The 12,381-nt window shown below is 37.2% G+C and carries 10 protein-coding genes and 1 tRNA gene; 2 read left to right on the top strand and 9 right to left on the bottom strand.

The window, feature by feature from the left end; translation table 11 throughout:
- The first annotated feature begins 214 nt into the window (after positions 1 to 214).
- Together ACKGJN_RS07720 and ACKGJN_RS07715 are read left to right on the top strand one after the other, a co-directional pair.
- Positions 215 to 742 carry a CHRD domain-containing protein gene (locus ACKGJN_RS07720; protein WP_409538889.1) on the top strand — a complete coding sequence of 176 codons (528 nt, stop codon included), beginning with the start codon at positions 215 to 217 and terminating at the stop codon, positions 740 to 742.
- A 676-nt stretch (positions 743 to 1,418) separates the two neighbouring features.
- Positions 1,419 to 3,908, top strand: coding sequence for a glycogen/starch/alpha-glucan phosphorylase (locus ACKGJN_RS07715; RefSeq protein ID WP_409538888.1), 2,490 nt, complete (start codon positions 1,419 to 1,421; stop codon positions 3,906 to 3,908).
- Between the two features lie 252 nt (positions 3,909 to 4,160).
- Here the strand turns inward: ACKGJN_RS07715 and ACKGJN_RS07710 are convergent, their stop codons facing one another.
- The 9 genes from ACKGJN_RS07710 to ACKGJN_RS07670 form a co-directional block, all read right to left on the bottom strand.
- On the bottom strand, positions 4,161 to 5,000 hold the full coding sequence (locus tag ACKGJN_RS07710) for a hypothetical protein (protein WP_409538887.1): 840 nt from the start codon (positions 4,998 to 5,000) through the stop codon (positions 4,161 to 4,163).
- Positions 5,001 to 5,356: 356 nt separating this feature from the next.
- The gene (locus ACKGJN_RS07705; protein ID WP_409538886.1) at positions 5,357 to 6,085 is read right to left on the bottom strand and encodes a LytR/AlgR family response regulator transcription factor; all 729 of its coding nucleotides are present in this window, start codon (positions 6,083 to 6,085) and stop codon (positions 5,357 to 5,359) included.
- Between the two features lie 2 nt (positions 6,086 to 6,087).
- Entirely contained in the window at positions 6,088 to 7,218 is a 1,131-nt protein-coding gene (locus ACKGJN_RS07700) for a sensor histidine kinase (protein WP_409538885.1), read from the bottom strand.
- A 1,440-nt stretch (positions 7,219 to 8,658) separates the two neighbouring features.
- Positions 8,659 to 8,732, bottom strand: a tRNA-Arg gene (locus ACKGJN_RS07695).
- 128 nt (positions 8,733 to 8,860) lie between these two features.
- Positions 8,861 to 9,115, bottom strand: coding sequence for a hypothetical protein (locus ACKGJN_RS07690; RefSeq protein WP_409538884.1), 255 nt, complete (start codon positions 9,113 to 9,115; stop codon positions 8,861 to 8,863).
- 253 nt (positions 9,116 to 9,368) lie between these two features.
- Positions 9,369 to 10,367 carry an L-glyceraldehyde 3-phosphate reductase gene (mgrA, locus tag ACKGJN_RS07685; protein WP_409538883.1) on the bottom strand — a complete coding sequence of 333 codons (999 nt, stop codon included), beginning with the start codon at positions 10,365 to 10,367 and terminating at the stop codon, positions 9,369 to 9,371.
- Positions 10,368 to 10,636: 269 nt separating this feature from the next.
- Complete coding sequence (deoD, locus tag ACKGJN_RS07680; protein WP_409538882.1) at positions 10,637 to 11,338, bottom strand: purine-nucleoside phosphorylase; 702 nt, start codon at positions 11,336 to 11,338, stop codon at positions 10,637 to 10,639.
- Positions 11,338 to 11,991 (bottom strand): deoxyribose-phosphate aldolase, encoded by a 654-nt coding sequence (gene deoC / locus ACKGJN_RS07675; RefSeq protein WP_409538881.1) that lies wholly within the window; start codon positions 11,989 to 11,991, stop codon positions 11,338 to 11,340. The genes deoD and deoC overlap by 1 nt, the downstream gene beginning before the upstream one ends.
- A 134-nt stretch (positions 11,992 to 12,125) precedes the next feature.
- Complete coding sequence (locus ACKGJN_RS07670; protein WP_409538880.1) at positions 12,126 to 12,350, bottom strand: hypothetical protein; 225 nt, start codon at positions 12,348 to 12,350, stop codon at positions 12,126 to 12,128.
- Between the last annotated feature and the right edge of the window lie 31 nt (positions 12,351 to 12,381).

The raw sequence follows: 12,381 nt of genomic DNA, 5'->3' as shown, positions 1-12,381 counted from the left end.
TTTCCGTTATGCTCATTTCATACTTTAAATTATTGAATGTAATATTTCAGCAAAAGAAAGGGAAGGTTAAACTTTTCTGAAGAAAAAATAAAATATACCTCATTCACTAAGCTTCGTGGTTAAAAATTGTGAAAATTTTAGTAATTGTTCTGAAACCAGAAATGATTAACTTAACGTAAGTATATTGATTATTAACTCGTTAAACTAAATGATTATGAAAACACACATGATTTACATCGCCGCTTTGCTATTTATTTTCACTTCCTGTGAAAAAGAAGCAATGGATCCAGAAGTTATGAATGCCCAGCTCCAAACGGAAGTAAATGGGCAAAAAGCACACCTTAAAAAGGTGCAAAATTTTAATGCCCATTTATCAGGATCTCAGGAAGTGCCTGCTGTAGAAACCAATGCTACCGGACAAACAATCTTTAAACTGAGCAAGGATGGCAACAGCCTCTCATATAAATTAATTGTTGCCAATATTGAAAATGTGGCTGCTGCCCACATACATATTGCACCCACCGGAACCAATGGGGGGGTGGTTGTAACCCTTTATAGCGGACTGGTTGAAGGAAGAAATAATGGAGTGCTTGCCGAAGGTGTGATAACAGATGATGACATTAACGGGTATTCCCTAGCTGAACTGCTTAATTTTATGCTGGCTGAAGGTGCTTATGTAAATGTTCACACCTCCCAGAAACCTGGTGGAGAAATAAGGGGGCAGATCTCTGCTAATAACTAAAATTTTAAAGAGACTAAAAATTTAAGGAACAGGTTATATCCATCGTGGTAGAACCTGTTTTTTTATATGGGAAAAGCTTTAACACTTTGGAAGGATAGTAGATGAGAAATATAAGCTCCACGATTCTGCTTTTATGTCACTTCATTAATTTAAGAAGGTCTTCTGAAAAATTGTTTAGAAGACCTTTTTAGCTTTAAATGATCTACCTTTTGATGAATTACCAGATTGAGCTGATTCCTGCTGGAAAGACTTCACCTTAAGAGCCTGATACCTTTGATATAAAAATGATCGCCAGGATTACCTGTTTTTTTTAGAATTCCGGTATGTATTGGGCTTTACACTATCTTTACCTTTCGTGTTTACCGATTTGTGAACCTCCCTAAAAATTTAGCTCTTGGCTAATAATAAATGTATTGAATTACGTTAAATGAACAAACGAGTTTTTAAATTAGATCTTCGGATAATTTTTATTAAATTCTAGCCACGAAAATTGTGGCTAGAATAAAATTAATTCCTCTAAATCTAGGAGGGCATATCTCCTCTAAAATCTTTACTGAAGATGAAATGAGCATAATGCAAACTTGATGTAAACACCAGTGTACCTGCCTGCCTTCCGGCAGGGATATGTGAACCCGATAGCTATCGGTAGGCCAATAAAAAACAATAATATAAACATATGAAATCCAGGAATAAAAAAATTGAAAGTTATTTTACAAAACCGGGAATAGGGGATGGTAATGTTGGCCTGAGCAAGGAGGACATAAAAACTTCTTTTCTGGAAAAGTTGTTTTACAGCCTGGGTAGAATCCCTGTTGTGGCCACTCCAAACGATTTTTATACTTCTCTTGCCCTTACAATTCGTGACCGGGTTTTTCTAAAATATGTAAAATCCCTTCAGCGGTATGCAGAAGAAGATGCACGCGGAGTTGCCTATCTCTCTGCAGAGTATCTTCCAGGGCCCCATCTTGGAAATAACTTGATCAACCTCGAAATTATGGAGGAAACAAGAGAAGCACTGGCTGATTTAAACCTGGACCTGGACGAGCTTCTTAGTGAGGAGGTGGAACCGGGACTGGGAAATGGGGGACTGGGGAGGCTGGCTTCCTGCTACATGGATTCTCTTGCAACGCTTGGAATACCTTCTATCGCCTATGGTATACGCTATGAATTCGGGATTTTTAAGCAGGAGATTAAAGATGGCTGGCAAGTGGAATCTACAGATAAATGGCTGCATAACGGTAATCCCTGGGAGGTAATACGGCCGGAGATATCCTTTGAAGTTAAATTTGGTGGCCATACAGAGCACACCAGGGATGAAGATAATAAACTGAAAATTGAGTGGATACCGGGATCAGAAATCAAGGGAACTGCCTACGATACTCCCATCCTGGGTTACCAAAGCAGTGGGATCATTTTAAGATTGTGGAAAGCAGAGGCAACAGAGCCATTTGATTTTGCTGCCTATAACCTTGGCGACTATTACAAGGCAGTGGAGAAGAAAATACGATCTGAAAATATTACAAAGGTCCTTTATCCTAATGATGAGAACCTTTCTGGAAAAGAATTAAGGCTGAAACAGCAATATTTCTTTGTTTGCTGTTCACTTCAGGATCTAATTAGGTTACACCTTGTTCAGGGACGTAAACTGGAAACCCTGCATGAAAAATTCACCATCCAGCTCAATGATACCCATCCATCTATAGCGGTGGCAGAGCTTATGCGGCTGCTGCTGGATGAGCACCAATTTGAATGGGAAGGGGCCTGGAAAATAACAAAAAATACTTTTGCATATACCAACCACACCCTGTTGCCTGAAGCCCTGGAGAAATGGCCGGTAAATCTTATCAGGAATCTACTGCCAAGACATTTAGAACTTATTATTGAAATAAATAGTAGATTCATCAGTGAACTCAGGGAGCGCGATTTTAGTGGGGAGCAAATATCCCGTATGTCCCTAATAGATGAAACAGGAGAACCTACTGTAAGAATGGCACACCTGGCAACGGTGGGAAGTTATATGGTCAATGGGGTTTCCGCATTACATTCCAGACTCCTTCAGGAACAGGTGCTAAAGGATTTTGCACAACTCTGGCCGGAAAAATTTACCAATGTTACCAATGGGGTAACTCACAGGAGATTTCTCGCGGTTAGTAACCCGCGGTTGGCAGCGCTTATTTCAGAAAAAATTGGAAAAAATTGGCTCACCCACCTGGATAAGCTCAAAGGATTGGAATCTTTTGCCGATGATGAGAATTTCCGAAGCAAATGGATGGAAGTGAAATTGGAAAACAAAAGAAATCTTGCTCATCACATAAAGGAGCATACAGGAATTGAAATCAATCCTGAAATGTTGATAGATGTACAGGTTAAGAGAATACATGAGTACAAAAGGCAGCATCTCAAGGTGCTTCATATTCTCAGTTTATACCTGCGGATAAAAGAGGATAAGGACAGGAGCATTCCACCAACAGCTTTTGTTTTTGGCGGAAAGGCTGCCCCGGGCTACTTTATGGCTAAGCGTATAATAAAGCTTATTACTGCCGTGGGTGATCTCATTAATGATGATCCTGAAGTCAATGAAACTTTGAAAGTAGTCTTTTTACCAAACTTCAGTGTAAAACTGGCGCAGCACGTTTATCCGGGAGCAGATCTTTCTGAACAAATTTCCATGGCAGGAAAAGAAGCTTCGGGAACAGGAAATATGAAATTTGCTCTCAATGGAGCACTTAGCGTTGGGACGCTGGACGGGGCAAATGTGGAGATACGGGAGGAAGTAGGGGAAGAAAACTTTTTCCTTTTTGGCCTTACCGCAGAGGAGGTGCAGAGCAGGAAAGCGAATGGGTACCATCCCTATAAAAAATATTCCGAAAATGATAAGCTAAAAAGAGTTATAGATTTTCTTATGTCTGACAAGCTTACAAATGGAGATCCGGAACTTTTTCGTTCTATATATGATAACCTTTTAAATCAGGACCCCTATCTTTTACTGGAAGATTATCCGTCTTATATAGACCAGATGGAAAATGTTTATAAAGTATGGAAGGATCCTGAAAAATGGGCACGGATGTCTATTTTGAACGTGGCCAATATGGGCAAATTCTCAAGCGATCGATCTATCCTGGATTACTGCGAGAAAATATGGAAAGTGAGAGCCGTGAAGATATGATTGGTGGCTCAAAGTCAGGAGACTTTGCGCAGCGGTTTGGTCTATTAAAATCCATTAATGGACTTCGAAAAATTCACGATGTACCGGCGATAAAAATTCAGGCTTTCTTTTCATTATAAATTTAACTGAATGAAAATCTTTTTTTTATGAAAACAACATCCACATTTTGAGGGGTTTTATTTTACTTTTTTCTGTCTGGGATTAAGAAACCCCCTTTACGGGGGCTTCTTATTTAAATAAATGTGAACACTTTTATCGCGCCACAAAATGGCTTAATGTGACATAGATCTCCCCGGTTTTTGAGTCTACATAAATATTATAGCGGGTAGGATAATTTGTTGACTCCTGAAAAAATTCTGGTTGCGAATAAGGTTCACTAATGTCCGGATTGGAAAGCAATAAATCTACTGTGGCCATAGGTTCAATAAAAATGGATTTGCCGTTATAAGTTCCAAGAACCGTGATACTGGTAAAAGGTAGATAGGCAGGTAAATTAAGAGGAAGCCAGTGCTTCCCTATTTGCGGATATACTCCCCCCTGTCCAGGAGGGGTTCCATAATCATCGGGCATAAAACCATCTGGAGGATAGAGAGTAAAAGCGGAAGCTGTGGTGAGATCATATTCAGGAATGGCCAAGCGTTCTTCTTTTGAGATCTTGTAAAAATAGAAATCAAAATGTGTGGCAAAAAAGGCTGGTGGATGCCCCGTTGACCATTTCAGGACCAAATGTTCAAATGGAGTAACTTCTTTTGCCTTGTAATGCAGGGGTAACACAGTAGCAATATCAAAGGGAGGTAAGATTTCCAGATTTTCAAATATTTCAGGGGTCATTATGAACCCTATCTCTACTGGAAAATTTTCATCATTTAGGCTTACAAAAGATCGAAGTTTCCCTTCCCCATATTGCACCTGTGGACCTTTGAATACCCGAAGTTTTTCAGATTTAAAATTTCTAAAATCTTCACCATCATTTTTCATGGAGGATTCCATATTTACCTCCCCTGGAAGCGGCTCTTGTAAATCCGTTTGAGAACAGGATGAAAAAGCAAGAAGAATGCTTGCCGCGCAAAAATTAAATAATAGATTTTTCATTGTTGAAATTTTTTAGGTTGTTCTTTTAAATTTAATTTAAATAAGTTCTCCATATTTTTTCAACGCATAGAAACACTGTTTTAGTAGATGAAAGGTTAAATTATGAAGTCAAATGATTGAATATATGATGTTTCTAATTCAAGCTGTACGGTACGCGTTTTCTGATAGTATGTCTTCCAGAACAATTTGAGGGAGCTTAAAAAGATTCCTTAAGCCATAACAATTCCTATGAGGTAGTCCGGTTTTTTTAAAAGAACCGTACTATTTGATATTTAAATTTTTTTAATAGAAAGTATATAGCGTTCTAAAAATTAATTCCGTGCGGGCTTCTATGCTTTTTTTTTAAAAATAGGGAATCATCTTTCGGCTACTCCACCCGGCAATTGTGGATTATTGGGCATTATTCTTTGGAAATGGCAGGTAAAACTTTTCCCTATAGGTAATTCAGTCCTGCCAATTTCAACATCGGTTTTGGTAAAGGCGGTAATTTTATCTATAGAAACAAGGAAAGATCTGTGAATCCTTAAAAATTGGTTAAACGGCAGCAATTTTTCTACATGATTAAGGGTTAACTTAACCCTTAGTTCCCTGGCCTTTTCCATATGGATTACCACATAGTCCCTAAAGCTTTCAATGTACAGGATCTCATTTAAAAATACCTTTATCATTTTTCTGTCTGCTCTGAAATAAACGAAACTGCTCGTGGAAGTTGGCTTTTCGGCTAAAGAATAATTAGTATGTAAAACCTTATTCACCGCTTTTAAAAACCGTTCAAAAGAAATAGGTTTAAGTAAATAATCAACCGCATCAAGCTCAAAGGCCTCGATTGCAAAATCTTTATGAGCCGTGGTGAAAATTACTTTTGGAGGGAGAAATAATGTTCTTATAAATTGGGTTCCATTAAGTCTGGGCATATCAATATCCAGAAAGATAAGGTCAACCTTCTCCTGAGAAAGCAGGTCCAATGCTTCAAAAGCATTTTTACAACTCGCCGTAATTTCCAGTTGGGGAACATTCCCTATATATTTTTTCAAAACCTTAATTGCCGGGGGTTCATCGTCAACAATAATACATTTACAAGCCATGGTCATAGGGTTTTGGATAATTGTAATTTATCTATATATTGGTCTTCCAGTTCTTCTAATTGAAGTTCAAGGCAAATCACATATACCTCCTCCAATTTTTGCGTGTTCAATTCATAAGTACCCTTGTATAAAATTTCAAGCCTTTTAATACTGTTTTTTAGCCCTAAACCACCTTGCCTGGATAGGTCATGGTTTTGTAGGGGATCAATACTATTGATAAGTTTGAATTTCATTAGGGAACCATCCAGCGACAGATTGAGGCTTATCCAGAATTGATCTATTTGTCTACTGGTTCCATGCTTAAAAGCATTTTCCAGAAATGGAAGTAATAATAACGGTGCAATCTGGTATCTTTCAATATCTCCGGTAATATTTACAGACAAATCCAACCGCTCTCCATACCGCAATTTTTCCAAAGAAATGTAATTTTGCAACAGGCCGAGTTCCTTTGTTAAAGAAATTCTTTGAGCGTTACTTTCATAGATCATAAACCTTAGCAATGCAGAAAGCCTTAAAACGATTTCCGGCGATTTCGGTGAAAATTCGAGCGTATGGGAATACAGGTTGTTAAGGGTGTTAAATAAAAAATGGGGATGAAGTTGAGCCTTCAATAATTGGAGTTCAGCCACTGTTCTTTGCTGTTCGGCTTCAAGGGTATGTTTTTTTTGAATATACCAAAATTTAAGAAGTTTGATAGACGCAGCTATGGCGGCAATATGAATGAATGGAAGGATATTCCTGCCAACAGTGAATGTTGCTCCCTGAAGGCTCGGATTTCCTGTAAGTGACAGTTGTGCTACAATGGTATAAATTCCGCATATTCCTATTAAAATAACAAAGCCTGAAAAAAATTGCCAGTATTTCCGATTTAAGAGATATTTGGGAACCAAAAAATACAGCAGGCTGTAAACTATAATTAAATGGCCGGGAACAAAGAACATTGCATTTAAAACAGATTTCATGGGTTGAACACCCAGACCGAATCCCCAGGCAAAATATAACACGACCAATATCCAGAAAAGAATATGCAAGCCTATTGTTTTAAACCATTTATCCACCATTTCATATTTAAAATGAATATTTATTTCTGACTGAAAAAGCTGATAAAAATTTTTGGGGGAAGGGGAGATCAAATTTATCCTTTGATAATTGGCTGCTTAAGTACCAATTTTATTTTTTAAACCAGTATTGTCCGTTAAAAAATCATATTAGGTCCTACGGAACTATATATAATATGTTTTTTTAAGAGTTATATAAAACTTTTATAGGATCAATAATGTTTTTAAACAATTAAAATTCAGCTTAATACAGTAAAAGTTACGAATTTAACCGGATATTTAAATTTATTTTTTCCTTACAGACATAAATTTTCACTGAATAAGTAAATCGTAAAATATAATTGCTGAAGGGGCAGGAATCGAAGAGAGAATAACCACATATTACCTTCGTCATTCCCGGCTACAATCGGGAAATCGAAGATTTAACGAAGTTAAACGTTAGGTAAGTGCCAGGTAATAAATGCGTGATTGGTGGCTCAAAGTCAGGAGGCTTTGCACAGCGGGACATGAAAAATTCTGAATTAAACTTAAATCCTCCGTAAAAACAGCAGGTAAAAAAGATTTGACCCAGTTGCTACTCAGCCTCCCGAAGCAGGTACTTATAAAACTCCAGGAGCTTTGCGCTCACCTTAGGGGTGAAAATCGCGAAACGTTCCAAAATCATCATACTATGCTTGCTTTTAGCTACTTAAAGTTAATAAAAAGAAGGTGTAGACAGTATTGAAAATTCAAAGTTTAAGTGAAATTAAATTTGATGTTTATTGGTATGAATTGGTGTATGTATTGCCGATAGAACTGGACGAAAATATCAAAAACCACCAAAAAACATCAAGATGTATTTTAATATTTTTCAGAAACTTTTTGCAGATTTACTTTTTATATCCGGAGCGTTTTCATTTTTGATTTTAAGGATGAAAAAACGGGATATAGATTGAACTGAAAAATGTTCTGCTGGGTTTTGATTTACTTCCCATAGAGCCCTCGCATTACCATTTTTTGATCTGCTTTTAACCGGATTAGCGCAATGTAGGGTTTCCCTTTTTTGTCTGTGTCCAAGACCTTTTTTTCACGAAGCGCTTTCCTTGAAATGCAGAGCAACGAAAGGGAGGGGAATTTGCTGAGGGGTTGGGTATTCTAAATATGATATTAGTATTCCTTTTTTCTTTACAATTTTTTTAAAAATAATATTTCTTGATCTATTCAAAGGAGAATAACAGGCTGAGAATAAGCAAAAAAATACTCCATTTTAAGGTTTTAGGTAACTAGAAAATTGATGATTTTGGTCTTGGTAGGTGTCCAATTGCGGTAGTCTAAATTATTTTATTTTTATAATTTGATTAAAATTGCAATTAAATAACTAATTCAGTTCATCAAAACAGCCTAAAAAGGATTAAAATTTAGTAAAATATTGAGGAAAATTTAAGAGTGCGTAAAGTGTGCGTAAATCTAAAAAACATAAAACTTGAGCAACCTGTATAAAAGTGTAAACCCCTGGTTTACAGGGGTTTACATTAGTGATCGCGCCAGGATTCGAACCTGGGACCGCCTGCTTAGAAGGCAGGTGCTCTATCCAACTGAGCTACGCGACCATTTTCGCGGTGCAAATATAGGTTTCTTTCTATTTAAAACAAGGTTTTTTTATTCAAAATAGATATTTATGCAGGGAAAATACTTAACTGCTTTATTTTCAGATTATATGAAATTGGATGAAGCGAAATTATTTTAGCTCCTGAAGAGGGTTTCGTCCCAAATGTCTGGAAAGCGAAACGAATTTATTAAATTCTCTGGGAATAACTCCGTTTATATTTTTGACAAGAGAATAGGATTGACAAAATCTTCGGGTTAGTTCCAGGGTTTCGAGAGATAGTGCGAAAATAGCTTGTTCCTGATAGATCTCATCCACCTGATTTTTCAGATTGTTGACAAGGTTCAATTCCTCGGAATGTACTTCAAATTCAAAAGCTGTATTCATGACCGGAATAATAAATTAAAAATTCCTTAGGGCCAGCATACGTAGGTGAAAAACAATAGACTTTGAGCCACAAAAATAGGTGGAATAATCTCCTTAAAAGAAGAATCCCACCTGTTTTCTTTGAAAGACCTGTTTTTGAAAGTTAATATTAAGGCTGAATTTTAATAAGATTATAGGTAATAGTCATAGAATTCAACTGAAAAAGCACTTATTAATCGGTGTCACGTTTGGAATAGTTTTTTTTTGAAACCTTTCAATCCTTTTTTAAAATTTGTTCAATTTCATGTAATTCTTCTGAAGTAAATTCTAAATTATTCAAGGCTTCAATGTTGTTTTCCAGCTGTGAAACTTTGCTCACTCCTACCAGTACAGATGTAATCCTGTTATCTTTTAACAACCAGCAAATGGCCATTTGCGCCAGACTTTGATTCCTGCTTTGAGCAATTTCATTCAGTTTCCCAACCTTATCAATAAGGGCAGGGGTAATTTGAGATTTATCGAGATATCCTCCTTCAATTGCAGCCCTGGAATCTTCAGGAATTTCTTTCAAATATTTTGAGGTAAGGATTCCCTGCTCCAAAGGAGAGAAAACAATGCTTCCCAGTCCGTAGTGTTCCAGGGTGTCCAAAAGGCCATTTTCCACCCATCTGTCCAGCATATTGTACCTGGGCTGGTGTATTAAAAAGGGAGTTTTTTGTTCTTTTAATATTTCTGCAGCTTTGGCCGTATCTTCTGCAGAATATTGGGAAATCCCAACATATAAGGCTTTTCCCTGACGCACTATTTGGTCAAGTGCACCCATGGTTTCTTCCAATGGTGTTTCAGGATCTGGTCGGTGATGGTAAAATATATCCACATAATCCAGCCCCATTCGGTTTAAGGACTGATCCAGACTTGCGATTAGATATTTCCGTGAACCGAAATTGCCGTAAGGTCCCGGCCACATATCCCATCCGGCTTTTGTGGAAATTATCAATTCATCCCGAAGCTGAACAAAATCCTCTTTAAAAATTTTTCCGAAATTCCTTTCGGCAGAACCATAAGGAGGACCATAATTGTTTGCAAGATCAAAATGTGTGATCCCATTGTCAAAGGCCGTTCTTAAGAGCTCCCTTGAGGTTTCCAGATTATCGTTATCCCCGAAATTATGCCATAATCCAAGCGATAATAAAGGAAGTTTTATCCCGCTTTTTCCGCAGCGGCGATACTGCATTTTTTCATATCGGTTATTTGCCGGAGTGTAATGTTTCATCTGTAGATATTTATTGTTTTTTATTGGTTATATGCAATTCGCATATCTTAATAGGTGCTTGTAACGTGTTTCGGTTATGCTCATTTCATAAATAAATATTTGTTGAGAAATGAAATGTTTTTAGGTTTGGAAAATGCCAATACGCAAGCTACAAAAATTAATCCCTCATTAAGGGTTTAATTCTCCAAGGCTTTCCTCGAATTTTTAAAAGTATTTTCTAACTGATACCTTGTGGGCTTGCCCCGAGGTTTTTGATTTTCTTGTGCTATTCAGGAAACCGTTCCCAGTGCAATTTCTATCATTTTTGAAAAGGATTGTTCCCTGTCTTCTGAAGAAAGATGTTCTCCTGTAACAAGGGAATCGGAAATTGTTAATATAGAAAGTGCGTTTACGTTATGTTTTGCCGCGATGGTATATAACCCGGCTGTTTCCATCTCTACGCACAGCACCCCGAATTCTGCCCATTTTTTATAAGCTTCGGGATCGTCTTCATAAAACTCATCTGAAGAAAGTATATTTCCCGCTTTGATGGAAATGTTGTTTTCTTTGGCATATAAAGCCGCTTTTAAAAAAAGATCAAAGTTGGCGGTGGGCGCATAATCGGCATTTTTAAACCGGGAATTATTTATTCCGGAAGTAGAAGATGCGGACATAGCAATCACAATATCACGAAGCCCGACATTTTCCTGATAAGAACCAGCAGATCCAACCCGGATGAGGTTTTTAACACCAAAATTATTGATGAGTTCATGGCAATAGATCAGGGTGGAAGGGATTCCCATGCCGGTTCCCTGTACCGATATGCGCTTGCCTTTATAAGTTCCGGTATATCCCAGCATCCCCCGAACTTTATTATAACATACATGATTTTTAAAAAATGTTTCGGCGATCCATTTGGCCCTTAAAGGGTCTCCGGGCAATAAAATAGTTTCTGCAATTTCTCCTTTTTCGGCTTGTATATGTGTACTCATTAAATTTTGTCTTTTGAAGTTAGCAGTACGATCCCAGAGGAAGTTCCCAATCTGCTCACCCCCATATTGATATAATTGATGGCTGTTCTTTTATCCTTAATTCCGCCGGAAGCTTTTATCTGAAGCTTGTCTCCAACAACTTCCTTCATAAGTTTTACATCCTCCGGTGTTGCTCCTCCGGTCCCGAAGCCAGTAGATGTTTTGACGAAATCTGCTTTTGCATTCAGTGCGGCCAGACAGGAAGCCCTTTTTTCTACTTCTGAAAGATAACAGGTTTCAATAATCACTTTTAAAACTTTGTTTCCGATGGCTTTTTTAATCGCTGAAATTTCCGATTCGACACGTTTGTTCTCGCCAGATTTTACCCAACCAATATTGATCACCATATCTATTTCATCGGCGCCATCGGCTATGCAAAACTCCGCTTCAGCTATTTTTGCAGCTGTACTCATTGCTCCAAGCGGAAATCCTATTACTGCTGCGATCTTTACATCAGATTTATTTAATACAGATTTTGCGGTTTTCACATAACATCCGTTTACACAAACGGCGTAAAAGTCGTACTCCAGGGCTTCAGAACAAAGAGTTTCTATTTCCTGAATTGTAGCTGTTGATTTCAGTAAAGTGTGATCTATATACTTGTTTAAATGCATATTTAAGTGCTGAATTTAGTCCACAATAAAGTTAAAGGAATTGTACAAAGTATTTCCTTTTAAACAAAAAAACCTGAAAATTATTTTCAGGTTAAATCTGGCAATCCTGGATAATAGATAAAATTGCTGCTTTATTATTCGTCTTCGTGTTTTGGATGATCTTCATACCAATTGTCAAAAGTCTTGTCTGTTTTATAATCATCGGTAAGTACTTTATAAACGGTAAAGATTAAAAGCAGCTGGCCAAAAACCACTAAATAAAAGATCAATGAAAAAGAAAAATTTAGAGAGGACAATATGGCTACTACAATCAAAAAAATTGTGGTAGCCCAAACCAATTTGATGGCAGTATTTTTCATTTTTATTTTAAAGTATGAAAAATCTGAAAAA

This window comes from Gillisia xinjiangensis, from assembly GCF_046298265.1.
Taxonomy (GTDB): domain Bacteria; phylum Bacteroidota; class Bacteroidia; order Flavobacteriales; family Flavobacteriaceae; genus Gillisia; species Gillisia xinjiangensis.
This window is presented reverse-complemented; position numbering and strand designations above follow the sequence as displayed.